Consider the following 24,896-nt stretch of genomic DNA (forward strand, 5'->3'; position numbering starts at 1 on the left):
CCACCGACACCGCTTGCCCGAAGCCGCCCGAGCCCGTCCGAGACGGGCTCGGCTTCCCGAAAGGTCCTGCGCCCCGCACTCCCCCCGGAAGGGCTCGGCTGCCCGGTGCCGGCCCCGCGCTCGCGGCCAAGACCTTCTGCGGTGGGGCGCGACGTCCGAAAACGAGACGGACAGCGGCGGCAACGGAACCCGGTACCCGCAGGGCAGCGCGGCTACGCCGACGGGGCCGCCCGGCGCCGGCCCCGCCCGCCCTGCTCCCCCGGCCGCTCTACTCGCCCGGCCCCTGTCCCGTCGAGCCCCGGACCACCAGTTCCGGTTGGAACACGTATTCCGTGCGCTGGACGGGGGTGCCGCCGACCGCTTCCAGGAGGGCTCCGACCGCGGCGGTCGCCATGGCGCGGACCGGCTGGCGGACCGTCGTCAGCGGCGGGTCCGTGAACGCGATCAGCGGCGAGTCGTCGAAGCCGACCACCGATACGTCCTCGGGTACCCGCAGCCCCCGTTCGCGGGCCGCGCGGATCACGCCGAGTGCCATCGGGTCGCTGCCGCACACGATGCCGGTGCAGCCGCGGTCCAGCAGGGCGCCGCCCGCGGCGTGGCCGCCTTCCACCGTGAACAGCGTGCGCTGGATCAGCCCCTCCTCCTCGGCCCCCGGCAGCGCGGCCTTGAACCCCTGCTCCTTGCGGGCCGACGGTACGTACCGGGTCGGCCCGATGGCCAGGCCGATCCGACGGTGTCCGAGGTCCTCAAGGTGACGGACGGCCATGTCGGCGGCCGCCCGGTCGTCCGGGGAGATGAACGGGGCGTTGACGTGTTCGTTGAACCCGTTGATGAGGACGAAGGGGACACCGCGGGAGGACAGCCGCTGGTAGCGGGAGGGGTCCAGGGTCGAGTCGGAGTGCAGGCCGGACAGGAAGACGATCCCGGTGACCCCCCGTTCCTCCAGCTGCTCGACCAGTTCGTCCTCGGTGGCTCCGCCCGGTGTTTGGGTGCACAGCACCGGGGTGTACCCGTGGCCGGCCAGTGCCTGCTCTATGACCTGTGCGAACGCGGGAAAGATGGGGTTGGTGAGCTCCGGGATGAGGAGTCCCACCAGCCCGTTGCTGCGGCGGCGCAGCCGCACGGGCCGCTCGTAGCCGAGCAGGTCCATGGCGGCCAGCACCTTGTGCCGGGTGCCGGCCGCCACGCCCGCCTTGCCGTTGAGCACACGGCTGACCGTCGCCTCGCTGACCTCGGCCTGCGCGGCGATGTCCGTCAGCCGGAGGGGGGAGGTCACACCTGCCACCACACCGCCGTGTCGGCGGGCAGCGTGCCCGGGTCGGCCAGCTCGGCGCTGGCGAGCAGGACGGCAGTGCCCCGGGCCGGCATCCGTACCGGCTCGCCCGTCGTGTTGACGGTGCAGACGAACTCGCCGCGGCGGAAGGCCAGGACGCCCTCCGGCGCCTCCAGCCACTGCACTGCGTCGCCCGCGCCCAGGTCGGCCCGCTCGCGGCGGATCCGCAGCGCCGCCCGGTACAGCTCCAGGGTGGAGGCGGGGTCGCCGGTCTGGGCGGCCACGCTCAGGCCGGCCCATTCGGCGGGCTGCGGCAGCCAGCTGCCGCCGTCGCCGAAGCCGTACGGGGCCTGGTCGCCGGACCACGGGATCGGTACGCGGCAGCCGTCGCGCAGTCCGTCCTGGCCGTTCTCCTTGAAGAAGGACGGGTCCTGGCGGACCTCGTCGGGCAGGTCGACGACCTCGGGCAGGCCGAGCTCCTCGCCCTGGTAGACGTACGCGGACCCGGGCAGCGCCAGCATCAGCAGCGCGGCGGCCCGCGCCCGGGCCAGGCCCTGCGCCCCGCCCCCGTACCGCGTCACGTGCCGTACGACGTCGTGGTTGGACAGCACCCAGGTCGTCGGGGCGCCGACCGGCCGCATCGCGTCGAGCGATTCGTCGATGGCGCCGCGCAGCGCGGCCGCGTCCCAACCGGTGGTCAGGTAGTGGAAGTTGAAGGCCTGGTGCAGTTCGTCGGAGCGCAGGTAGAGCGCGGTGCGGTCGGCGCTCGGGGTCCAGGCCTCGGCGACGCCGATGCGGTCGCCGGCGTACTCGTCGAGGACGGTCCGCCAGGAGCGGTAGATCTCGTGCACTCCGTCCTGGTCGAAGAAGGGCAGCACCTGGTTGCCGAGCAGCTTGAGCTGTTCGTCGCGGCCGAGGTCGGGCAGGCCGGGGGCCTTGACGAGGCCGTGGGCGACGTCGATGCGGAAGCCGTCGACGCCCAGGTCCAGCCAGAACCGCAGGACCGACCGGAACTCGTCCTGGACGGCAGGGTGCTCCCAGTTGAAGTCGGGCTGCTCGGGAGCGAACAGGTGCAGGTACCACTCGCCGTCGGCCACCCGCGTCCACGCCGGCCCGCCGAAGATCGACTCCCAGTCGTTCGGGGGCTCGGAGCCGTCCGCGCCGCGGCCCGGGCGGAAGTGGAAGCGCTCGCGCAGCGGGGTGCCGGGGCCTTCCCGCAGTGCCTGCTTGAACCATTCGTGCTGGTCGGAGCAGTGGTTGGGGACGAGGTCCACGATGATGCGCAGGTCCAGCCGGTGCGCTTCACGAATGACGGCGTCGGCGTCGTGCAGGGTGCCGAACATGGGGTCGATGGCCCGGTAGTCGGCGACGTCGTAGCCGGCGTCGGCCTGCGGGGAGGCGTAGAAGGGGCTGAGCCAGACGGCGTCGACGCCCAGCTCCTTGAGGTAGGGCAGTCGGCTGCGGATGCCTTCGAGGTCCCCCATGCCGTCCCCGTTGGAGTCGGCGAAGCTGCGCGGATAGACCTGGTAGATCACCGCTTCTCTCCACCAACCGGGCAGGGTGCTGCCGGCCTGAGTGGGGAGCGTTTCGGCGAGGTGCTGGGTCATGTCGTCCTTGAAGAGATCGGGCCGGGGGTGTGTGGGGGCGGGCGCCGGGTGGTCAGCCCGTGGTCGCGAGGGGGTCAGCCCTTGGTCGCGCCCGCCGTCATCCCGGCGACGAGGTGACGCTGGGCGAAGAGGAAGAAGATGGCCGCGGGGATGGCGATGAGGACGGAAGCGGCACTCATCGCACCCCAGTTGGAGGTGTACTGCGTGACGAAGGTCTGCAGGCCTCCGGCGAGGGTGAGGTGCTCGTCCCCGACCATGAAGGCGGAGGCGTAGGCGACTTCGCCCCACGCGGTGATGAAGGAGTAGAAGCCGGTGACGGCGAGGCCGGGCTTGGCCAGCGGGAGGATGAGGCGCCAGAAGGTGCCGAAGGGGTTGAGCCCGTCGACGCGTCCGGATTCGTCGATCTCGATCGGGATCGTGTCGAAGAAGCCCTTCATCATCCAGGCGCAGAACGGCACGGCGATGGTGAGGTACGTGATGATCAGGCCGAGCGGCTGGTTGAGCAGTCCGAGCTGTCCCATGAGGTTGTAGAGCGGGACGATGAGGATGGCCATGGGGAACATCTGCGTGATGAGCAGGGTCCACATCAGCGGCTTCATGCCGGGGAACTTGAACCGGCTGACGGCGTAGCCGGTGGTGGCGGCGATGAACACACCGAGGACGGTGGTGATGCCGGCCACGAGCACGGAGTTGCCGAACCAGCTGAGGAACGAGGTCGACTCCAGCAGGTACCGGTAGTTGTCGAAGGTCGGTTCCTTCACGAAGTCCGTGGAGATCGCGTGCTTCGCGGGCTTGATGGAGGTCAGCAGGACCCACAGCACCGGGAAGACGGCGATCACGGACGCGACGATCAGGGTGGCGTGCAGGCCGGTGGAGGCGAGCGCCGAGCGCTGCCCCCTGACGCGCGGGGTGCGCGAGGTGCCCGGGGCATCCGGGGTATGCGAGGTCGTCATGGTCACCACACCTCTCCCTGCTTGCGCAGCGAGCGCCGGTAGACCAGCGCGAAGATCATGAGTAGGGCGAGGATCAGCACGCCCCAGGTGGCGGAGCCCGCGAAGTCGCGCGGACTGGCCACGAAGGCCTCGCGGAAGGCCTGGGTCACCAGGATCTCGGTGGAGTCGCCCGGTCCGCCCCGCGTCAGCAGGAAGATCACCGGGAACATGTTGAAGGTCCAGATGGTGGAGAGCAGGATCACGGTCATGCTCACCGTGCGCAGTCCGGGCAGGGTGATGTGCCGGAACCGCTGCCAGGCCGTGGCACCGTCCATCTCGGCGGCTTCGTAGAGCTCTGCCGGGATGGACTGCAGTCCGCCGAGCAGGGCCACCATCATGAAGGGGACGCCGAGCCAGACGTTGACGGCGACGACCGAGAACTTCGCCCAGGTCGGGTCGTCGAGCCACGGGACGGCGGAGATGCCGCCGCCGTCGAGGATCTTGTTGAGGATGCCGCTGTCGCGGTTGAAGAGGAACCGCCAGGCGAAGACGGACACGAAGCCGGGGACGGCCCAGGGCAGGATGAGCGCCATCCGGTAGGCGGCGCGGCCCCGGAAGTCCCGGTTGAGCATGTTGGCCAGGGCCAGTCCGAGCGTGAAGGTGATCGACACGCACAGGACGGTCCAGGCGACGGTCCACACCAGCCGCTGCAGGAACACCGGGTCGGCCAGGACGTCCGCGTAGTTGTCGAGGCCGACGAACTTGTACGTGGCCTCGATGTGGTTGGCGCCGATGGTACGGGCGACATTGCGCTCGTTGGCGTCGGTCATCGACAGGTAGACGCCGCGGAAGAGCGGCCAGCCGATGATGACGGCGAGGACGAGCACCACCGGGGCGACCATGGCCCAGGCGTACCAGTGGGTGGCGAGGGCACGCCTCAGTCCGCCCCTGGTCCTGCCGGGGGCCTTGCTGTCAGTCCTGCGGCTCCGGCCGCGGGCGGCGACGGTGTCTTCTCCGTCGCTGCCCGCGGCCTTCACCACCGACTGGCTGGTGTCAGCAGCCATCGTCTTGTTACTTCCAGCCCTTGAGGATCTTGCGGAACTCGACGCCGGCCGCCTTGGCCGCGTCCTCCGGGCTCGACGCCCCGGTGACCGCCTTGGTGTATTCGACCTTCAGCGGCTCGAAGAGGGAGCCGTTCTCCGGGATCCAGGCGCGCTCGACGGCCTTGTCCACGGCCGGCTTGAAGAACTGGACCATCTCGCTGGACTTGACGTCCGGCTGCTCGTACGCGGCGGTCCGGGTCGGGAGCAGGCTGAGGTCCTTGGTGGACTGCACCTGCACGTCCTGCGAGGTCATGTACTCGACGAAGGCGTGCGCGGCGGCGCGGTTCTTGGAGCCGGCGTAGACGGCGAGGTCGTGGCCGCCCTGCGGGGCGCCGGCCTTGACGGAGCCGGCCGGGACGGCGGCGACGCCGAGGTTGGCCTTGTCCTTGAACTGGTCGCCGGCGTAGGTGTCGGCGACGGCCCACGGACCGTTGATCATCATCGCGGCTTCGCCGGTCTTGAAGGCGGTCTGCATGTTGACGTAGCCGTCGGTGGCGTTGGTGATCGCCGCGCCGGAGGAGACCAGGTCACGGGCGGTCTTGAACGCCTTGACGCCGGCGGGGTTGTCGACGGTGACCGTCTTGTTCTTCGCGTCGACCAGGTCGCCGCCCTCGCCGTAGATGAAGGGCAGGAACCAGTACGAGTCGTCGCCGCGCAGGTAGAGGCCGGCCTTGCCGGTCTTCGCCTTGATCGCGGCGGCGGCGGTCTTCAGCTCCTCCAGGGACTTGGGGGGCTGGACGCCGGCGTCCGCGAGCATCTTCTTGTTGTAGAAGAGGCCGAGGGTGTCGATGACCTGCGGGACGGCGTAGGTCTTGCCCTCGAACTTGCCGCTGGCCGCGGCCTGGGGCAGGAACTCGGCGTCGACCTTCTTGGCCGTCTCGGCCGGAACCTCGTCGAGGTAGCCGAGCGAGGCGAAGTCGGCGACCCAGCCGACGTCGGCGCGGATCACGTCAGGGGCTTCGGAACCGCTGCTGAAGGCGTTCTTGACCTTGTTCTGCGCGTCGCCGTACGGGACGTTGACGTACTTGACGGTGACCTTCGGGTGCTTCGCGGTGAACGCCTCGGCGATCTTCTGGAAGCTGGCCTTCTCGGCGTCGTTCGAGGTGTCCCACCACGTGACCGTGCCGGAAAGCTCCCCGCCGGCCTTGGTCTCGCCACTGTCACCCTTGGTGTCACCGCCGCAAGCCGTCGCCGCGAGCGCCAGGGTCGCGACCAGCGCGGTGGCCGCTATGCCACGCCGCATATGAACTCCTTCGATGATCCCGGCCGCGCCCTCGCGGTCCCGAGTTGCAGGGAACGTAACAAGCCTGAAAGCCGACCGAAAGAGCTTGCGGCAATTTTCTGCAAGCGAGGCCGATCGTTACATCCGTGTGTCCTGAAGGTTGCCACTACTTGCTGGTTGTTCGAACTTCCTTCGGGTCGTCAGGCCCGCAACCAGGGGGCATGTACCCGCGTTGGGACCGGTATGACCCATGAGCTGACCGCGTCCCGGCTTGCAAGCGCTTCCAGCAAGGCCACCGCAAGCGGCGGCTGGTGGCGCGATGCCGTCATCTACCAGGTGTACGTCCGCTCCTTCGCGGACAGCGACGGCGACGGCATCGGTGACCTCCGCGGGGTGCGCGCGCGCCTGCCCCATCTGGCCCGGCTCGGGGTCGACGCCGTCTGGCTCACCCCCTTCTACCTCTCCCCGCAGGCCGACGGCGGCTACGACGTCGCCGACTACCGGGCGGTCGACCCGCTCTTCGGGGACCTCTCCGACGCGGACGAGCTCGTCCGGGGCGCCCACGCGCTCGGCCTGCGGGTCATCGTCGACGTCGTGCCCAACCACACCTCCGACCGGCACGCCTGGTTCCGGGAGGCCCTCGCCGCCCCCGCCGGCCACGCCGCCCGGGACCGGTACCACTTCCGCCCCGGCCGAGGAGCCGCCGGCGAGCTGCCGCCCAACGACTGGGAGTCCGTCTTCGGCGGCCCCGCCTGGACCCGGACCCCGGACGGTGCGTGGTACCTACACCTGTTCGCGCCCGCGCAGCCCGACCTGAACTGGGAGCACCCCGAGATCGCGGAGGAGTTCGCCTCCGTCCTGCGCTTCTGGCTCGACCTGGGCGTCGACGGGTTCCGCGTCGACGTCGCCCACGGCATGGTCAAGGCCCCCGGCATGCCCGACATCGGCCGCGGCGCCCAGGCCACCTTGATCGGCACCGAACCGCTCCCCTTCTTCGACCAGGACGGCGTGCACGAGATCCACCGCTCCTGGCGGCGGCTGCTCGACTCCTACGAGGGCCCGCGCATCGGCGTCGCGGAGGCGTGGGCGCCGACCTCCGAGCGGCTCGCCCTGTACGTCCGGCCCGACGAGCTGCACCAGGCCTTCAATTTCCGCTTCCTGAACTGTCCCTGGGACACCCGCGCGATGCGGACCGTCATCAACGAGTCCCTGGCCGCCACCGCCTCCGTCGGCGCCCCGACGACCTGGGTGCTGTCCAACCACGACGTCGTACGGCACGTGACGCGGTACGGGGGCGGGGCGCAGGGCCTGGCCCGGGCGCGGGCCGCCGCGCTGCTGATGCTGGCGCTGCCCGGGTCCGCGTACGTCTACCAGGGCGAGGAGCTCGGCCTGCCCGAGGTCGTCGACCTGCCCGACGAGGTCCGCCAGGACCCCGCCTTCGTCCGCTCCGCCGGGCAGGACGGACTGCGCGACGGCTGCCGGATCCCGCTGCCCTGGTCCGGCGAGGAGCCCCCGTACGGTTTCGGGCCGGCCGGCAGCTGGCTCCCGCAACCCGCCGACTGGGCTCCGCTCAGCGTCGCCGCCCAGACCGGCGACCCGCATTCCACCCTGGAGCTGTACCGGGCCGCGCTGGAGCTGCGCCGCGCGCTACCCGGCCTGGGCTCCCCCGATGCCGGCCCGCTGACCTGGCTGCCCGCGCCCGACGGCGTCCTGCTGTTCACCCGGCCCGGCTTCGCCTGCACCCTCAACAGCCGCTCCGATCCCCTCGAACTTCCCTCACCGGGGCGGCCCGTACTTTCCAGCGCGCCGGTGGAGACGGACGGCCGGACCGTGCTGCTTCCCTCGGATTCGTGCACGTGGTGGGCGTTGTGAGGGGGGAGCCGGTACAGTCCAATCCCGTGACCGCACGGCTAGCCGACATCGCAGCCCAGGCGGGGGTCAGCGAAGCCACAGTCAGCCGCGTGCTCAACGGCAAGCCCGGTGTGGCCGCAGGCACCCGAGAGTCCGTGCTGGCCGCGTTGGACGTCCTCGGCTACGAGCGTCCCGTCAAGCTGCGCCAGCGCAGCGCCGGCCTCGTCGGCCTGATAACCCCGGAACTGGACAACCCCATCTTCCCGGCGCTCGCCCAGGTCATCGGCCAGGCTCTGACCCGGCAGGGGTACACCCCGGTACTGGCCACGCAGACGCCCGGCGGGTCCACCGAGGACGAGCTCACCGAGATGCTGGTCGACCGCGGGGTCTCCGGCATCATCTTCGTCTCCGGGCTGCACGCCGACACGACCGCCGACATGGGCCGCTACGACCAACTCCGCGGGCAAGGGGTTCCGTACGTCCTGATCAACGGGTTCTCCGACAAGGTGCAGGCCCCCTTCGTCTCCCCCGACGACCGCGCCGCGATGCAGCTCGCCGTGACCCACCTGACCGCGCTCGGGCACACCCGGATCGGGCTCGCGGTGGGCCCCAAGCGCTTCGTGCCCGTCCTGCGCAAGATCGAGGGCTTCCGGCTCGGGATGAAGGAACGGCTCGGCCTGGACGAGGCCGAGGTCGAGGAGCTCATCCAGCACTCGCTGTACACCCTGGAGGGCGGGCAGGCCGCCGCGTCCGCGCTCATCGCCCGCGGCTGCACGGCCGTCGTCTGCGCCAGCGACATGATGGCGCTCGGCGCGATCCGGGCGGCCCGGCAGCAGGGGCTGCGGGTGCCGCAGGACGTCTCGGTCGTCGGCTTCGACGACTCCCCCCTCATAGCGTTCACCGATCCGCCGCTGACCACCATCCGGCAGCCCGTGCAGGCCATGGGGCAGGCGGCCGTCCGCACGCTCCTGGAGGAGATCGGGGGTACGCCGGCCCCCCACAGCGAGTTCGTGTTCCTGCCCGAACTGGTGGTCCGCGGCTCCACCGCCTCCGGCCCGCAGCTGGGGGCACCTCCCGGCCGGAGGCAGGGGCAGTAGGGGAACGTCTCGTCCCCGAGGGTGAGGGGCTGCGCCGTAGACCCTCCGGAGGGATGATCGAAGGCGAGAGTGCATCTGGCAGACTCTTTCCCCATGGGTGAAGCGAGCGTGAAGACACTGGAAACCCGAACGGAAGTCTCGTCACCCCCCGTGACCGAGAGTGAGACCCGTCCGGGAGATCAGCGCGCGCTCCTGCCCCGGCTGCGCGCCCCGCGCCGGCCGCGGATCTGGTTCGAGGTCCTGCTCATCGGGGTCAGCTACTGGACGTACTCGCTCATCCGCAACGCGGTTCCCGAGCAGAAGGCGGTCGCCCTCGCGAACGCCGACTGGCTGTGGGACCTCGAACGCACCCTCGGCATCGCCGTGGAGCAGTCGGTCAACCACGCCGTCAACTCGGTGACGTGGCTCATCGTCGGCATGAACTACTACTACGCCACGCTCCACTTCATCGTGACCATCGGCGTCCTGGTGTGGATCTACCGCTTCCATCCGGGGCGGTACGCGGCCACCCGCATGATCCTCTTCGCCACCACGGGCGTGGCCCTGCTCGGCTACTTCTTCTACCCGCTCGCGCCGCCGAGGCTGATGAACGGGGGGCACTTCGTCGACACCGTGCTGGTCCACCACACCTGGGGCTCCATGGCCTCCGGCAACCTCAAGCACATGTCGAACCAGTACGCCGCCATGCCCTCCATGCACATAGGGTGGTCGCTCTGGTGCGGGCTGACGATCTTCGCGGTCGCCTCCGCCCCCTGGGCCCGGATCCTGGGCCTGCTCTATCCGGCGGCCACGCTCGTGGTGATCGTGGCCACCGCCAACCACTTCTGGCTGGACGCGGCGGGCGGCATGCTCTGCCTCGCGTTCGGTTACACCGTCTCCCGCGCCTGGTACGGCTCGCTCCCCCACCGCCTGCCCCGTCACCCGGAGACCACGGACCCCCACCCGGCGACGGCCGCCCTCCTGAACCGCTTCCGCGCCGGCCGCTGACCCGGGCCGCGGGTCGTCCCGAGGGGCCCGCAGCCGTGATCGACCGACCACCCACCGTGCGCAGCCGGTGCCCCCGCGTGCCCCGTCCGCCCGTTGTCAGCGGGCGTTGCTAGCGTGCGCGTCGCAAGGTGAAACGATCAAGGAGTCGGCGTGCAGGACGTGAAGCGGCACGAGGTCAGCGAGCACCGGACGTCCCAGGCACTGGCGGACGTCACCGGACGGACCTACGACCACTGGCACGGGCTGCGGTACGGGGGGAGGCTGTCCCTGAAGGGGCTCCACGAGACCCGCGACGACCTCCTCGACCACGTCGGCGCGCAGACGCTGACGGACCCCGAGCTGAGCGGAGCCGTCGTACGCCGTGCGCTGCGGACGGCCGCCGAATGCGCGCTCGGGGAACTCTCCCTCGGTTGCTTCCCCGACGGCGACTTCGAGGTGCCCCTCCCGCTGCTCGACGAGGAGCTCAGCAGCATGGACATCTCCTTCGGTGACGCCGTCGACCAGGCGCCCACCGCCCGGACCTGGCTGGACGCGTTCGCGCTGTGCGTGGTCAGCGGGGCGGTGCGGGAGCGGGACCGGGTGATCGGGCTGCTGCTGCGGAATGACTTCGCGCCCGCCCTCCACGACGGCGTGCCCTACTCGCCGCTCGACTCGCACTCCGACCCGGCCGAACTCGCCGAGATGGACGCGCTGTGCCTCTACCTCACCCCGGCGGCCGGGCACCTGCCGCGGGACTGGCCGGACGCGACCCTGTGCGAGCCCGACGCCGCCGAGCGCGCGGAGGCGGCCCGCCGGCTGGACGGCCTCGGTGTGCTCACTCCGGACCAGCGGCTGCTGCGCGTGCTCCTCGACGACGACCAGCCCGCCTTCGAACGCGCCCTGGCCGGGAACCTCGCCGACCACCGCGAGGGCGCCCGCCCCGACGCGGCCCCCCGCACCCTGCTCCCGACCGGCACGATCGCCGTGGCGGCGCTCGCCGTCCAGGTCCACGGCTGGCAGCTCGGCGTCACCTCCGCCTACCTCCCGCAGAGCCTGCTGAACGCCTGACCGTCGCCCCCTCCGGCTAGCGCCGGCCGGAACTTCCTGCCGTACGTGATCCGGCCGCCCGACATCGTGAGCCGGATCGGGGACTCGGCCGGCTCGTCCGGGGCGGTGCCCACGGGGTCCATGGCCCGTCACCCGCTGCTCCCCCTCTCCCCCGGGGGCGAAACGGCCTGAGGAGGCCGTCAGTGGGGACGCGCTGCGTGCGGCCCCCGCCATCTCCGCAGCAGTCCCCGCCGGGCGGAGGGCACGGGCGCCCGTACGGGGCCGTCCGCGCTCGGTCCGATCCGTTCCAGGGCCTCGGTGAGGGTGCGGACGTAGGTCTCGTCGGCCAGGATCCGTCGGCTCTCGAAGGGGTGGCCGAGGCGTTCCCCGGAGGCCAGGATCCTGCGGAGCAGGGGCGCCGCCGCGGCGGCCGGGGCGCCGATCTCCCCGAGGCGGCGCACGGCCTCCCGGGTCGGCAGGGCCGGGTTCCCGGTCCAGTCCGGGTCCACGGCCGCCAGCAGCACCGGCACGGCGGGCTCCGGGTCTCCGGTGATCCGCCAGTGCGCGTGGGCCGCGGCGACCCGGGTCCACCCGCCGGGCGAGTCCATCAGGCCGCGCACGGTGTCCGCGTATTGGGCGGCCAACGGGCCGAGATCCGCGAGGAAGGGCAGGCCGTGGCTCCCGGTCCCGGACCCCACGGCCGCGCCGCACACGTCGAGGGCGAGCGCGGGGTCGCCGGTGACCTTCCAGTGCGCCCAGGCGGCCCGCCGCGGATGGTGGCGGCCCGCGAGCCCGGCGCGACCGGTCGCGAAGTCCGCCAGCCGGTCCGCGGCGACGGCCGCCGCGGGACCGATCCGGCCGAGGACGCGCAGGGCGTCGTAGGCGTACGGCGTCTCCAGGTACCGGACCACCTCGGGCACGGCGGGCGCGGCGGCCGGACCCCAGGAGGCGAGGAGTTCGAGCGTGAAGGTGCTCGCGTGGTACGGCGGCGGCTCCTGCCGCAGGACGGTCCGCATCGTCGGGAGCAGCTCCGCGGCGGGCAGCCCGGCCAGGGTGCGGGCGTGCGCGCGGTCGGACGGGAGGTGGTTCTCCTCCCCGAGGCGCCGCAGGGCGGGCAGCGCCCGGGCGTCGCCCATCCCTGCGAGCGCGAGCGCGAGTTCCTCCACGCTCCCGAGCCGCTTGTCGAGGGCCTCGGCCATCCGATCGGCATGGGCGGAGATGGCGGAGCCGGCCTGGGCCACCGCCTTGTTGGCGTCCCAGCTGTGGCACGTCCCGTCGCAGACGGCCGCGACGACGACTTCCCAGCACTCCGGATCGGGCCGCCGGTAGCGGAACACCGCCTTGACGGCCGAACCCAGTGTTCTCACGCGGTCGCGTAGCTGACGAAGCCGTTCCAGGCGGCCGGGGTGACGGCCAGGCGGGCGTGCTCGGGACGCTTGGAGTCCCGGACGAGGACGGTCCCGGGGATCCGGGCGACCTCGACGCAGTCAGCCCCGTCAGCGGTGCTGTAGCTGCTCTTGGTCCAAGCCACTTCGATGCAGTTGGGTCCGTCGTTGGTGCTGTAGCTGCTCTTGACCCACGTCAGTGCGGAGAGGCCCTCAGCCGACGGCTTGATGCTCATGTCTCCCCCAGTACCTTCTCGATGAACGTCAAAGATTCGCGAGGCGTCAGAGCCTGTGCTCGGATCATGCCATAGCGCATGTCCAGGACCTGGACCTCTTTGGGTTCAGTGATCAAGCGGCTGACCAGCTGAACTTCGTTGTGCCCAACGGTCTTTCCGTCCTTGAGGCGCATGACCGTGAGGGATCCGGCGAGGCCTGCATGCTCCTCGACGGCGGTGGGCATCACCTGGATCTCAACGTTGCGCAACTGGCCGACCTCCAGCAGGTGCTCCAGTTGGCGGCGCAGCACCATCTTGCCCCCGACAGGCCGTCGGAGGACAGCCTCTTCCTGCACGACGGTCAGCAACGGGGCCGGATGTCGTCGGAGGATGTCCTGGCGCGCCACCCTCGCCGCGACCAGACGTTCGGTCTGGTCCTCCGAGTAGGCTGGGCGCCTCACCGCGTAGAGGGCACGGATGTACTCCTCGGTCTGAAGCAAGCCCGGGACCACGCCGTTGTCGTAGGACCCGATCTCCACCGCCTCGGATTCCAACTTGGCCAGATCCCGGACCTTCTTGGGGTAGCGGGCCTTTTCGACGTCCACCTTCATCGCGGCGATCTTTCCGCCAGCACCGAGAACCTCGTCCGCCTTGTCGAGGAACTCCGGACGCGGAATGCGGGTGCCACTCTCGATCTTACGGGTCAGGTCCGCCCCGTAGCCCATCTGTTCAGCGAAAGCGGATCGGTCGATTCCGGCCGCCTCCCGCCACATTTTCAACTGGCGTCCCACCGCCGCGACGACCGCCACGGATTCGTCCTCCGGGTCGAGTGCCCAGCTCGACTCATCGGCGCCCTCTGCGCTCACTGCCACATCCGTTGGCCTGCAACTCCGTTCAGGCTACGCACGGGTGGCCACTCCGAATCACGTGAATCAGGAAATCCGTTTTCACCGGATCGAGGCCTCCACGACCCGGTGGGCCAATATCCGGAACCGCCCGACATCTAAAGACAAACAACCGGGGGAAATGACCTCTCCTAACCTCCCCCCTCCCCCTCTCACTCGGACGGGTGAATCGCCCCAACCCGGCTGGCGCATATGCCAATTCGCCGGGCAGTCTGTCTCTCGACAACCCCATAAACGCGAACGGCCCCCGTACGGGATTGCAGTCCCGCCCGAGGGCCTCGCCGCTGAGGAAGCAGGACCTTCCCGTGGCTGAACAGCAGCTTAGCGCGCCCTCGCGCGCTCCGTACCGCATTCCGAGGCCCGGTGTCATGCACGAGAAAGACCGGCAGCCCGAGCGCTACGTCAAGATCGGCAACCACCTCGCCCAGCACCGCGAGTTGAGCCTGACGGCGATCGGCCTGTCCACGTACATCCAGTCCCTGCCCACCGGCGCCGATGTGTCGATCAAGGCCCTGGCGCAGCGGTTCACCGAGGGCGAGACCCGCATCGCTTCGGCCCTGCGGGAACTGGAAGCCCACGGTTACCTCTCCCGCACCCGGGAGCGGCTGCCTTCGGGACAGATCGTCACCCGTACGGTGTCGTACAACAACCCTCCCGCCAGGCGGCTGAAAGCGGCGGAGCGCCCTGTCCAGCCCCCGGCAACGGCACCCGCGCCGGCCCGGACGGAGGTTCCGGACCCCGACCCGGAACCTGAGCCGGGACCCGGACCCGAACCGGCCCCGGCGGTTCCGGAGATCGAGCTCCAGGCCCGGGAGTTGCTGGCCCGGCTGCGGCTGCGTGATCCCCGGCTGGTGCTGTCCGAGCGCGACACGGTGAGGCTGGCGCCCGCCGCGGCCGCATGGCTGGAGCGCGGGCTGACCCCGAGCGCCGTCGCCACCGTCCTGACCCGCACCTTGCCGATGACCCCGATCCACTCCCCTGCGGGGCTGCTCGCCCACCGCCTGCGGGAGCTGGTCCCGCCCCGGCTGCCGGCCCCACGGGCGGCGCACCCCGTACCGCCCGACCGCGAGATCCATCCCCTCCGTACCTGCGACGGCTGCGACCGCGCCTTCCGCTCCCCCACCCCCGGCCACTGCCGGGGCTGCGCCCCGTCGGCGGACGCCGCTTAGCGCGACATCGTTCCCCGTACGCCGATCCAAACACAGCCGCAGGTCCCCCCTAACGGGCGAACGTAGCGCTGCGTAATCGACTATCACGCTCCGTGCGCACATGATGAGTCGGCACCACTCATCACCCCGCACCGCCGCGCGTCCGGCCCGCCCGGACTGCCGAGCCGTGCGCGCAGATCAGAAGGAGATATCCCATGCCCTCGGCCCAGAACGACAAGGACGCCCAGGCGGAACAGATCAGCGGAATCCTGATCGCAGCGGCACCGCTGAGTTCGCCGCCGCCCGTCCAGGTCCCGGTGCACCAGCGCGACACGGAATGGGAGCTGCCGAACGGCTTCGCCTGGGTCTACTACGGCGAGGGCACCGACTCCGTCCGGAAGCCGGTGATCATGGCTGACGGCTTCAACCTCGGCCGAAGCGATCTGCAGTGGCTCGCCCAGGGCCTGGACGGCGGGGAGTACAAGTTCCTGACCGAACTGCGCAAGCAGGGACGCACCGTGATCCTGGTCGGGTTCGACGAGCGCACCGCGCCGATCCAGGAGAACGCCGAAACCGTGATGGCCGCGATCCAGCGGACCCTCGGGGAGCGCGTCGGTGACGACCGGCTGACCGTCGGCGGCTTCAGCATGGGCGGCCTGATCACCCGCTACGCGCTGGCCAAGCTGGAAATGCGGCGGATGGACCACCAGGTCGGGCTGTACTTCTCCTACGACACCCCGCACCGCGGCGCCGTGATCCCGATCGGACTGCAGGCGTTCGCGCACTTCATCCCGCAGGAAAACGACTTCGCACGGCAGATGAACAGCCCGGCGGCCCGGCAGATGCTGTGGCGCCACTACAACAGCGAGACCGGCAAGAACGAGATCGACCCGCTGCGCACCGAGCTGCTGGCCGAGTTGGACCACATGGGCGGCTGGCCGCGGATCCCGCGCACGATCGCGGTGGCCAACGGCACCGGCGACGGCATGGGCCTCAGCATTCCGCCCGGCGAGATGGCGCTGAAGAGCACCGGCCTGATCGCCTTCCCCGGCACGACCTTCTACGCCCAGGCCTCCGGCAACAACGTCACGGTCGCCGAGCTGAAGCGGCTGTTCCCGCCCGCCTCGAAGCCGGTCACCACCAGCGGCTTCCCCGAGCTGGACGGCGCACCGGGCGGCACCCTCACCTCCTACAAGATCGTGGCGGACGAGCTGGTGGCGAAGGGCGGCAAGGTCGACCTGCGGCACGAGGCCATCTGCTTCGTCCCGACCGTCAGCGCGGTGGCGATCCGCGACATCGACAAGCAGGAGGACCTGTACGCGAAGGTCGCCACCCTCGACCCGAACGAGAGCGAGGTGGACGAGTTCTTCTGGTCCTCGACCACCACCCCGCACACCGCGATCACCCGAGAACTGTGTCAGTGGATCATCAAGCGGCTTCCGTAATGACGCCACGCCGTCACCGCTGGTCCAGCCGATGATCCAGCCGCCCGCCCCGGACCTCTCTGCGCCGGGCGGGCGGCCTCGCGGCGCGCCGGCGTCGGACCGCCGCCGGGGAACCGGACCGCTCAGGCCCCGTAGAACAGGTCGTCCACGACCGCCCGGGCCCGGCGGGTGATGCGGCGGTAGTCGTCGAGCAGCTCGCCGGCCGTGCCCTCCGCGTAGCCGAGGTAGCGGCCGACGGCCGCCAGCTCGCGGGCCTCCGACGGGAAGGTGTCTCCGGCGCGGCCTCGGACCAGCATCACCGCGTTGCGGACCCGGGTGGCGAGCACCCAGGCCTCGTCCAGGATCTGCGCCTCCTCGGTGGCGATCAGCTCGGCGGCGCGGGCGGCGGCCAGGGCCTCGCGGGTCCGGGTGGTGCGCAGGCCGGGCTGCGACCAGGCGTGCCTCATCTGGATCAGCTGGACGGTCCACTCGACGTCGCTGAGGCCGCCGCGGCCCAGTTTGGTGTGGAGCGTGGGGTCGGCGCCGCGCGGGAGGCGCTCGGACTCCATGCGGGCCTTCAGACGGCGGATCTCGCGGACCGCGTCCTCGCCGAGGCCCTCCACCGGGTAGCGCAGCGGGTCGATCAGCTCGATGAACCGCGCGCTGAGGTCTGCGTCGCCCGCGACCGGTTCGGCGCGCAGCAGGGCCTGGCTCTCCCAGGTCAGGGACCAGCGCCGGTAGTAGGCGGCGTACGAGGACAGGGTCCGTACGAGCGGCCCGGAGCGGCCCTCGGGGCGCAGGTCGGCGTCGATGAGCAGCGGCGGGTCGGCGGTGGGGAGTTGGAGCAGCCGGCGCATTTCGGCGATGACCGTCTGGGCGGCCTTGGCGGCTTCCTGTTCGTCGACGCCTTCGCGGGGTTCGTGGACGAACAGGACGTCGGCGTCGGAGCCGTAGCCAAGCTCGTGGCCGCCGAAGCGGCCGACTCCGATGATCGCGAAGCGGGTGGGCAGGGTTTCGCCCCAGTGGTCGCGGACGGCGGCGCGCAGGGCTCCGGCGATGGTGGCGGCAGTGAGGTCGGAGACGGCGCCGCCGACCAGGTCGACGAGGGCTCCGGGGTCCTCCTCGGCCGGACTGTCCTCCGTACCGTACGAGCGGATGATGTCGGCGGCGGCGGTGCGGAACAGCTCGCGGCGGCGGACCCCGCGGGCGGCGGCGACGCCGGCCTCGGAGCTGTCGGCCCGGCCGACGGCGGCGAGCACCTCCTGTCCCAGGGCCTCGGGCGTACGGGGTTGGAGTCCTTCGGGGTCGCCGAGCAGGGCGACGGCTTCGGGGGCGCGCATCAGCAGGTCGGGGGCGAGGCGCCCGGCGGACAGGACGCGGGCCAGGTTCTCGGCGGCGGCGCCCTCGTCACGGAGCAGCCGCAGGTACCAGGGGGTCTTGCCGAGGGCGTCGGAGACCTTGCGGAAGTTCAGCAGGCCGGCGTCCGGGTCGGCGGAGTCGGCGAACCAGCCGAGCATGACCGGGAGCAGGGTGCGCTGGATGGCGGCCTTGCGGGTGACTCCGGAGGCGAGGGCTTCGAGGTGGCGCAGGGCCGAGGCCGGGTCGGCGTAGCCGAGGGCTTCGAGGCGCTGGCCGGCGGCGCGGGGGGAGAGCCGGGTCTCGCCGGGGGCGAGCTGGGCGACGGCGTCGAGCAGCGGCCGGTAGAAGAGCTTCTCGTGCAGGCGCCGGACCACGGAGGCGTGGCGGCGCCAGGCCTTGTTGAGTTCGGCGACGGGTTCGGTGCGCAGGCCGAGGGAGCGGCCGAGGCGGCGCAGGTCGGCCTCGTCCTCGGGGACGAGGTGGGTGCGGCGCAGCCGGTAGAGCTGGATGCGGTGCTCCATGGCGCGCAGGAACCGGTACGCGTCGTTCAGCTGGGCGGCGTCGGCGCGGCCGACGTATCCGCCGGCGGCGAGGGCGTGCAGGGCGTCGAGGGTGGTGCCGGAATGCAGGCCGGCGTCGCTGCGGCCGTGGACGAGCTGGAGCAGCTGGACGGCGAACTCGACGTCGCGCAGGCCGCCGGGGCCGAGTTTGAGCTCGCGGTCGACCTGGGAGGCGGGGATGTTGTCGACGACGCGGCGGCGCATCTTCTGGACGTCGGCGACGAAGTTCTCGCGTTCGGCGGCCTGCCAGACGAGGGGCGTTATGGCATCGATGTACTGGGCGCCGAGGTCCGGGTCGCCGGCGACGGCGCGGGCCTTGAGCAGGGCCTGGAACTCCCAGGTCTTCGCCCAGCGCTGGTAGTAGGCGAGGTGGGAGGCGAGGGTGCGGACGAGGGGGCCGTTGCGGCCCTCGGGGCGCAGGTTCGCGTCGACGGGCCAGATGGTGCCCTCGATGGTGGTCTCGGAGCAGATCCGCATGAGGTGGGAGGCGAGGCGGGTGGCGGCCTGGAGGGCGTTGCCCTCGTCGGCTCCGTTCGCGGCGTCCCCGACGAAGATGACGTCGACGTCGGAGACGTAGTTCAGCTCGTTGCCCCCGCACTTGCCCATGGCGATGACGGCGAGCCGGCAGGCGGCGGCGTCATCGGGTGCGGCGGCGCTCGCGATCCGGAGGGCGGCGCGGAGGGTGGCGGTGGCGAGGTCGGCGAGCTCGGCGGCGGTCTGGGCGACGTCGATGGTGCCGCAGACGTCGCGGGCGGCGATGGACAGCAGGCAGCGGCGGTAGGCGACGCGCAGGGCGACGGGGTCGTGCGCGCCGGCCAGCCCGCGCTCGAACTCGGGCAGCCCGGGGTGCAGATCGGCGGCCTCGTACGTGACGAGGGCGTGCCAGTCGCGGGGATGGCGGGCGAGGTGGTCGGCGAGCGCCTCGGACGCGCCGAGCACGCCGAGGAGGCGGTCGCGCAGCGGCTTGGCGCTGACGAGGGTGTCGAGGAGCACGGGCCGCTCGTCGTCGCTCTGCGCCTCGGCTAGCCGGACCAGGCCGAGGAGGGCGAGATCGGGGTCTGCGGTGGCCCCGAGGGCGTCGAGGAGCACCGGATCGGTGCGTACGGAGTCCAGCGCATCGGAGTCGAGCAGCCGGGCTGCGGCCGAGGGGTCGGTGAACCCGCTGCGCAGCAGCCGGATGAAGGTGCTGCTCCTGCGTCCCGGGACTGTCATCCCGCCGCCTCCCGCGTACGTCGCCGCCACTGCCCAAGGCCCGGGCGTCCTGGGGGGAGCCTAGCCGGAGCAGGCGTTCGACTCACCGGCGTGTCCCGGCACATAACCTGACGCGGATTGTCGGATTATCTGGATACTTATTCCGAACAAGCTCCCGAACGCCCTTCCGGACACGTGCCCTTGCTTCGGGCCGCTACCCGCCCGAGGACCCACATGCCCGACGGACCCCCCGCCCAGGGCCCTTGGCACGCCACCGGCCCGGCCGGCCCGGCGTGGAACGGACCGCACGCGGACCCGGCCGGCCCTGGCGGCCCGTCGGCCCCACCACCGCACCCCGGCCCGGGCCAGGCACAGCCGTGGCCGGGCGAGCCGTCCGCGTACCCGTCACACCCCGGCCCCGGCCCGGCACAGCCCTGGCCAGGGGAACCGTCGGCGTACCCCGGCCCGGACCAGGCACAGCCGTCGCCGGGCATGCCGTCCGCGTACCCGTCACACCCCGGCCCGAGCGCGGCACAGCCCTGGCCAGGGGAACCGTCGGCGTACCCCGGCCCGGACCAGGCACAGCCGTCGCCGGGCATGCCGTCCGCGTACCCGTCACACCCCGGCCCGAGCGCGGCACAGCCCTGGCCAGGGGAACCGTCGGCGTACCCCGGCCCGGACCAGGCACAGCCGTCGCCGGGCATGCCGTCCGCGTACCCGTCACACCCCGGCCCGAGCGCGGCACAGCCCTGGCCGCAGGGCGGACCGGCTGGGAGCCCGGCGGCCGGACCCGGCTGGGAACCGGCGGTCGGACCGGCAGCGGGCCCGACCGCCCCGCCGTACACGGGGGCTTGGGCAGCGGCGGGGCCCGACGCCCCGTCCGCCCCGCCCGGCAGCGGGACTTGGCGGGGCGCGCCCCCGCACGCCCCCGCCCCGGCGGCTCCCGGAGCCCCGCTGCACGACCACCGCGGCGGCATACCCGGCGCCGTTCCGGCCCGGACCCGGAGCGGCCCGCCCCCGCACGCCGTGCCCGGCACCGCCACGGCCGACGCACCCGACCCCCGCCGCGCCGCGCTCCGTACGGGCACCGCCGAGCCCGCGGACACCGCCGACACCGCCGACACCGCCGACACCGCCGGCAGCCGCTCCCGTCGCGCCGCGCTCCGTACGGGCACCGCCGACGCCGACCCGGGGGGCCGTCGGCCGGGGCGCGGGGGCGCGGGCCGGGCGCGGAAACGGGCGCGGGTCGTCAAGGGCGTGGCCTTCTGCGCGGCCGCCGTCGCCTCCTGCATGCTCGTACTGCGCGCCAACGAGGCCCTCGGCGGCATCGGTCACCGCCCGACGGCCGCCCCGGCGGCCCCCGTCGACGCACCCGACCCCGGCCGCGTACTGCAGATCGTCGCCCACCCCGACGACGACCTGTACTTCATGAACCCGGACCTGCGCTATTCCATAGCCTCCGGCCACCCCGTCACCACGGTCTACCTCACCGCCGGCGAGGCGGACGGCATCAACGCCACCGAAGGCAAGCAGGCGTCCACCCCGCCCAACAAGCCCGCCTACGCCGAGGCCCGCCAGAACGGCATCCGCGCCGCCTACGCCAAAATGGCCACCGGCGACCGCGCCAGCGCGTGGAAGCGCACCGTCGTCCCCACCAAGGGCGGCGGCCACGCCGAGGTCGACGTCCTCCTCGCCAAGCCCGAGGTCAACCTCGTGTGGCTGCAGATGCGCGAGGCCGGCACCGTCTACGACAGCGCCCCCGACAGCCTGCACGGCCTGTGGGACGGCAAGGTGGCCCGGCTGGAGTCGGTGCTCGCCTCCGGCACCCCCGCCAAGCAGCGGTTCTCGTACTCGAAGGAACAGGTCGTCCAGACGATCACCGGTGTGTTGGAGCAGTACAAGCCGACCACGGTCCGCGCCCAGGACCCCACCCCCGGCCGGTTCCCCGACACCAAGCGGTACACCGACCACCAGGACCACTTCTACGGCGCCCGGTTCGTACAGGCCGCCCTCGCCGCCTACGCGAAGGACGTCGGCCCCGAGCAGCGCCCGCACTTCGCGGTGCAGAACTACGTCGGCTACTTCAACGGCTCCCTGCCCAGGGCCCTCGATCCGGACGAGGCCAAGGAGAAGCTGGACATCCTGGACACCTACGCCTGGCTCGACAAGCAGAACCACTGCGGCAGCGACGCCGGCTGCGGCGACCTCAAGGTCGCCGACCACCCGGCCGGCAACGGCTGGACCTCGACCGTCAACTACGCCCGCGGCACGAGCACCTCATGGCTGACCTCCGACAAGGAGCACGGCCTGTGGGCCTTCAAGGTGCTCGACGGCCAGGTCGCCGTCTGGCACCGGTCCGGCCCGATCGGGGCGTGGAGCGGTCCGCGGCTGCTGCCCGGCACCGGAATGGACCCGGGCGTGTCCACCGTCACGCTGCCGGACGGGCGAATAGCCGCCTTCGGCACCCGTACGTCCTTCGGCGCGCGCCCCACGGACTACCGGCGCGAGGTCGTGTACGCGGTCCAGAAGGGCCCGGGCGCGCCGGAGTTCGGCGACTGGCAGTCGCTCGGCACGCCCGAGACCGTCGACGAGAACTGGACCTCCGACATCAGCGCCCCCGCCGTCTCGGTCGACGGCACCGGTCAGTTGGCGGCGTACGTCCGCGACGGCGCGGGCGGCCTGCGCGGGCGGGTGCAGGCCGCGAACGGCAGCTGGGGCCCGTGGGTGCAGTACGGCGGCACCGACCTGCACGGCACCCCGGCCACCGCGACCGACGGCGCCGGGCGGCGCATGGTGTTCGCGGCGACCACCAAGTCCGTGCTGGGTTGGGTGCAGCCGAAGCCGGGCGCGCCGCTGGGGCCGGCCACGGCGACGGGGCTGCCGGACACGACGCTGCCGCTCACCGCGGAGGGGCGCGAGGGCGGGGTGCGGTTGTGGTTCCGCAAGCCGGGTTCGGGCAACGTCCGTACCGCCCTGGTGACGGGCGACGGCGGGCTGAAGGCGAACGGGCTGACGGACCTCGGCGGACTCCAGGGCTTCGGCGCGGTGACGGCGAGCGGGCACGTGCTGGCCGGCCGGTCGGCGGGCGGCCGGCTGGGCTCGGACCTCGGGTCGGGGCGGCCGTGGGAGCGGTCGCCGCTGATGTTCGTCGGAGCCCCGTCGGCCACGACGACCGGCAAGGACATGGTCAGCCTGGCGGTGGTGGGGCTCGACGCGCGACTGTACGTGACCTCGTCGGCGGACGACGCGAACGCTCACCTGGCGCCGTGGCTGCCGGTGGGTCCGCGCAACGTCACGCCCCGCTGAGGCACCGGCTGGGGCCAAGTAGCATCCACATCCCGGGCACATGTCACCGGATCAAAAACGTACGGGCACAATCACATCCGGTCGTTTTCGGAAAGCAGGAGTCATCGAGCCCATCGGTGAACCAAGTCACCCGATTTGGCCTCTCACTCAATGCAACGACCGTCCGGAACGACCCCAAGGCGTGACCGATGCCGATTGCCCGTCGCCGCTTCCTGCTCGCAGCCCTCCTTCCCGTACTCACCGTCGGTGCCACCGGCGTGCTCGCGGTCGCGACCGGCCAGCAGACGTCGGCCGAGGCCACGCAGGAGAAGGGCCCGGCCGTCGCACTGCCCGTGAGCACCACGTCCGGATCGATCGTCCAGATCGTCGCCCACCCCGACGACGACCTGTTCTTCATGAACCCGGACCTCAGCCGTTCGCTGACGGCCGGCCTCCAGCTCACCACCGTCTACCTGACCTCCGGCGAGGCCGACGGCCGCAACGAGGCCCACGGGGCCGGCGCCACGGACCCCGAACAGCCCGCCGACCGCGCCCACTACGCGGAGGCCCGGCAGAACGGCATCCGCTCCGCGTACGCCCAGATGGCCACCGGGGACCGCACCAGCGCCTGGAAGCGCACGGTGATACCCACCACGGGCGGCGGGCGGGCGGAGCTCGACGTCCTGATGGCCAGGCCGCAGGTCAACCTGGTCTGGCTGCAGCTGCGCGAGGCCCGCAACCCCACCGCCGAGAACCCGGACAGCCTGCGCGGCCTGTGGAACGGCAAGATACCCGCGCTCGGAGCCCAGCTGACCTCCGGAACCCCGGTCAAGCAGCCGTACGCGTACACCAAGGACCAGCTGGTCCAGTCGATATCCGGGCTGCTCTCGCTGTACAAGCCGACGACGATACGCATGCAGGACCCGACGCCGGGCCGCTACCACGACACCGGCAAGTACACCGACCACCAGGACCACATGTACGGCGCCCGCTTCGTGCAGGCCGCCACCGCCGCGTACGCCGCCCAGGCCGGCGACCGCCCGCGGTTCTCGGTGCAGAACTACCTCGGCTACCACAACGGCGCCCTGCCGCACGCGCTGGACCCGCAGACGGCCGAGACGAAGATCGGCTACCTCAAGACGTACGCCTGGCTCGACCACGAGAACTACTGCGGCAGCCCCTCCGGCTGCGGCGACCGCAAGGTGGCGAGCAGCCCCACCGGCCGCAACTGGGCCCAGTCGCTGCGCTACGCCCGCGCCGACAACACCTCCTGGCTGGCGGCCAGCGGCACCGGCCGGCTGTACGCCTTCGCGGCGCTGGACGGGCAGATGGCCGTCTGGACCCGGCAGAGCGGCCCGGCCGGCTGGACCGGCCCGGCCCTGCTCCCCGGCACCGGCATCGACCCGGGCGCGAACACCACCCGCCTCCCCGACGGCCGCATCGCGGTCCTCGCCACCCGCACGAACCTCGGCCCGGCGCCCGCAGACTACCGGCGCGAGATCGTGTACGCCGTCCAGACCGCGACCGACGGCCCGTTCGGGCCGTGGCAGTCGCTCGGCACCCCCGAAGGACCCGACGAGGACGGCACCTCCGCGATCAGCGCGCCCGTGGCCACCGTGGCCCCGGACGGCCGGCTCACCGTCTACGTCCGCGACTCCCACCGCACCCTGCGCGCCCGCGAGCAGCAGCCGGACGGGGGCTTCGGCCCGTGGCAGCACCTGGGCGGCGAGGACCTGCAGAGCGACCCGGTGACGGCGGTCGACGCCGCCGGGCGGCGGCAGGTGTACGCCGCCACCACCAAGTCGGTCCTGGCCTGGACCCAGCCCGCCCCGGGCGCCCCGCTCCAGGGGCCGTTCCCGACGGGCCTACCGGCCACCACCGTCCCGCTCTCGGCGGCCCCGGAGGGCGCGGGCACCAGGCTGTACTTCCGCCGTCCCGACTCGGGGGTCGTCCGTACCGCCCTGGTCACGGCGGGCTCCGGCAAACCGCAGGTCTCCAGCGTCTCGGAGGCCGGCGGCCGGGCGGGCTACGGCGCGGTCGCCGTCGCGGGCCGCCTCCTGGCGGGCCGCGCGGAGACGGGCACGGTCAGCACGACGGGCCTCGGCGGCCCTCCGGCGTGGACGGAGTCGAAGATGCTCTTCGCGGGCGCCCCGGCCGGTGTCCTCGAACCGGCGGGCGCGACGACGACGGCGGTCCTGGGCCTGGACGCCGAACTCCACACCACCACGACCCCGCCCGCCACCCCGGACCCCACCCAACCGTCCCGCACCACCTGGCACCCCGCGCTCCCCCGGACCTAACCCCGCGCCCCCGACCTGCGGCACGG

17 protein-coding genes are annotated in these 24,896 nt (G+C 72.2%); 8 read left to right on the top strand and 9 right to left on the bottom strand.

Features of this window, described 5'->3' with window-relative positions; all coding sequences use genetic code 11:
* Positions 1-268: 268 nt before the first annotated feature.
* The 5 genes from OHA65_RS12035 to OHA65_RS12055 form a co-directional block, all read right to left on the bottom strand.
* Complete coding sequence (locus tag OHA65_RS12035; RefSeq protein WP_327283123.1) at positions 269-1,285, bottom strand: LacI family DNA-binding transcriptional regulator; 1,017 nt, start codon at positions 1,283-1,285, stop codon at positions 269-271.
* Positions 1,273-2,880 (bottom strand): glycoside hydrolase family 13 protein, encoded by a 1,608-nt coding sequence (locus tag OHA65_RS12040; protein ID WP_405761837.1) that lies wholly within the window; start codon positions 2,878-2,880, stop codon positions 1,273-1,275. Before OHA65_RS12040 ends, OHA65_RS12035 begins: the two co-directional genes overlap by 13 nt.
* 74 nt (positions 2,881-2,954) lie before the next feature.
* Positions 2,955-3,833 (bottom strand): sugar ABC transporter permease, encoded by an 879-nt coding sequence (locus tag OHA65_RS12045; protein ID WP_405755764.1) that lies wholly within the window; start codon positions 3,831-3,833, stop codon positions 2,955-2,957.
* 2 nt (positions 3,834-3,835) lie between these two features.
* Positions 3,836-4,876, bottom strand: coding sequence for a sugar ABC transporter permease (locus OHA65_RS12050; RefSeq protein ID WP_327283126.1), 1,041 nt, complete (start codon positions 4,874-4,876; stop codon positions 3,836-3,838).
* Between the two features lie 7 nt (positions 4,877-4,883).
* Positions 4,884-6,158, bottom strand: coding sequence for an extracellular solute-binding protein (locus OHA65_RS12055; protein ID WP_328762531.1), 1,275 nt, complete (start codon positions 6,156-6,158; stop codon positions 4,884-4,886).
* 222 nt (positions 6,159-6,380) lie between these two features.
* Here OHA65_RS12055 and OHA65_RS12060 point away from each other — a divergent pair, with 222 nt between their 5' ends.
* The 4 genes from OHA65_RS12060 to OHA65_RS12075 all read left to right on the top strand — a co-directional run bounded on the left by OHA65_RS12060 (position 6,381) and on the right by OHA65_RS12075 (position 11,119).
* Complete coding sequence (locus tag OHA65_RS12060) at positions 6,381-8,009, top strand: alpha-amylase family glycosyl hydrolase (RefSeq protein ID WP_327283128.1); 1,629 nt, start codon at positions 6,381-6,383, stop codon at positions 8,007-8,009.
* Between the two features lie 26 nt (positions 8,010-8,035).
* The gene (locus OHA65_RS12065; protein WP_327283129.1) at positions 8,036-9,085 is read left to right on the top strand and encodes a LacI family DNA-binding transcriptional regulator; all 1,050 of its coding nucleotides are present in this window, start codon (positions 8,036-8,038) and stop codon (positions 9,083-9,085) included.
* Between the two features lie 93 nt (positions 9,086-9,178).
* Positions 9,179-10,072 carry a phosphatase PAP2 family protein gene (locus tag OHA65_RS12070; RefSeq protein ID WP_327283130.1) on the top strand — a complete coding sequence of 298 codons (894 nt, stop codon included), beginning with the start codon at positions 9,179-9,181 and terminating at the stop codon, positions 10,070-10,072.
* A gap of 150 nt (positions 10,073-10,222) precedes the next feature.
* A complete protein-coding gene (locus tag OHA65_RS12075; protein WP_405761839.1) occupies positions 10,223-11,119 on the top strand; it encodes an immunity 49 family protein in 897 nt (298 codons plus the stop codon).
* 179 nt (positions 11,120-11,298) lie between these two features.
* On the opposite strand, the gene OHA65_RS12080 is transcribed toward OHA65_RS12075, so the two are convergent.
* From OHA65_RS12080 to OHA65_RS12090, 3 genes are read right to left on the bottom strand one after another with little or no spacing between them, the layout of a single operon-like run.
* The gene (locus OHA65_RS12080; RefSeq protein ID WP_405761841.1) at positions 11,299-12,465 is read right to left on the bottom strand and encodes a hypothetical protein; all 1,167 of its coding nucleotides are present in this window, start codon (positions 12,463-12,465) and stop codon (positions 11,299-11,301) included.
* Positions 12,462-12,719 (bottom strand): DUF397 domain-containing protein, encoded by a 258-nt coding sequence (locus OHA65_RS12085; RefSeq protein ID WP_328762537.1) that lies wholly within the window; start codon positions 12,717-12,719, stop codon positions 12,462-12,464. Before OHA65_RS12085 ends, OHA65_RS12080 begins: the two co-directional genes overlap by 4 nt.
* On the bottom strand, positions 12,716-13,564 hold the full coding sequence (locus OHA65_RS12090) for a helix-turn-helix transcriptional regulator (RefSeq protein ID WP_327283134.1): 849 nt from the start codon (positions 13,562-13,564) through the stop codon (positions 12,716-12,718). The genes OHA65_RS12085 and OHA65_RS12090 overlap by 4 nt, the downstream gene beginning before the upstream one ends.
* A 407-nt stretch (positions 13,565-13,971) precedes the next feature.
* Between OHA65_RS12090 and OHA65_RS12095 the strand changes: the two genes are divergently transcribed.
* Both OHA65_RS12095 and OHA65_RS12100 read left to right on the top strand, forming a co-directional pair.
* Positions 13,972-14,772 (top strand): helix-turn-helix domain-containing protein, encoded by an 801-nt coding sequence (locus tag OHA65_RS12095; RefSeq protein WP_328762539.1) that lies wholly within the window; start codon positions 13,972-13,974, stop codon positions 14,770-14,772.
* Between the two features lie 194 nt (positions 14,773-14,966).
* Positions 14,967-16,196, top strand: coding sequence for an esterase/lipase family protein (locus OHA65_RS12100; RefSeq protein ID WP_405761843.1), 1,230 nt, complete (start codon positions 14,967-14,969; stop codon positions 16,194-16,196).
* Between the two features lie 122 nt (positions 16,197-16,318).
* Here OHA65_RS12100 and OHA65_RS12105 read toward each other — a convergent pair whose 3' ends face one another.
* On the bottom strand, positions 16,319-19,306 hold the full coding sequence (locus OHA65_RS12105) for a bifunctional [glutamine synthetase] adenylyltransferase/[glutamine synthetase]-adenylyl-L-tyrosine phosphorylase (RefSeq protein WP_327283137.1): 2,988 nt from the start codon (positions 19,304-19,306) through the stop codon (positions 16,319-16,321).
* Between the two features lie 1,005 nt (positions 19,307-20,311).
* Here OHA65_RS12105 and OHA65_RS12110 point away from each other — a divergent pair.
* The gene (locus OHA65_RS12110; RefSeq protein ID WP_371643371.1) at positions 20,312-22,591 is read left to right on the top strand and encodes a PIG-L family deacetylase; all 2,280 of its coding nucleotides are present in this window, start codon (positions 20,312-20,314) and stop codon (positions 22,589-22,591) included.
* A gap of 188 nt (positions 22,592-22,779) precedes the next feature.
* The gene (locus OHA65_RS12115) at positions 22,780-24,870 is read left to right on the top strand and encodes a PIG-L family deacetylase (RefSeq protein ID WP_327283140.1); all 2,091 of its coding nucleotides are present in this window, start codon (positions 22,780-22,782) and stop codon (positions 24,868-24,870) included.
* Positions 24,871-24,896: the final 26 nt, after the last annotated feature.

This window comes from Streptomyces sp. NBC_00045 (assembly GCF_045041095.1).
Classification (GTDB): domain Bacteria; phylum Actinomycetota; class Actinomycetes; order Streptomycetales; family Streptomycetaceae; genus Streptomyces.

Bases quoted from the DNA above. Each gene is read 5' to 3' on its own strand.
- OHA65_RS12055 (WP_328762531.1), bottom strand. From the start codon at position 6,158: ATGCGGCGTGGCATAGCGGCCACCGCGCTGGTCGCGACCCTGGCGCTC.
- OHA65_RS12115 (WP_327283140.1), top strand. From the start codon at position 22,780: ATGCCGATTGCCCGTCGCCGCTTCCTGCTCGCAGCCCTCCTTCCCGTA.
- OHA65_RS12060 (WP_327283128.1), top strand. From the start codon at position 6,381: ATGACCCATGAGCTGACCGCGTCCCGGCTTGCAAGCGCTTCCAGCAAG.
- OHA65_RS12095 (WP_328762539.1), top strand. From the start codon at position 13,972: ATGCACGAGAAAGACCGGCAGCCCGAGCGCTACGTCAAGATCGGCAAC.
- OHA65_RS12045 (WP_405755764.1), bottom strand. From the start codon at position 3,833: ATGACGACCTCGCATACCCCGGATGCCCCGGGCACCTCGCGCACCCCG.
- OHA65_RS12070 (WP_327283130.1), top strand. From the start codon at position 9,179: ATGGGTGAAGCGAGCGTGAAGACACTGGAAACCCGAACGGAAGTCTCG.
- OHA65_RS12040 (WP_405761837.1), bottom strand. From the start codon at position 2,880: ATGACCCAGCACCTCGCCGAAACGCTCCCCACTCAGGCCGGCAGCACC.
- OHA65_RS12085 (WP_328762537.1), bottom strand. From the start codon at position 12,719: ATGAGCATCAAGCCGTCGGCTGAGGGCCTCTCCGCACTGACGTGGGTC.
- OHA65_RS12050 (WP_327283126.1), bottom strand. From the start codon at position 4,876: ATGGCTGCTGACACCAGCCAGTCGGTGGTGAAGGCCGCGGGCAGCGAC.
- OHA65_RS12100 (WP_405761843.1), top strand. From the start codon at position 14,967: ATGCCCTCGGCCCAGAACGACAAGGACGCCCAGGCGGAACAGATCAGC.
- OHA65_RS12105 (WP_327283137.1), bottom strand. From the start codon at position 19,306: ATGACAGTCCCGGGACGCAGGAGCAGCACCTTCATCCGGCTGCTGCGC.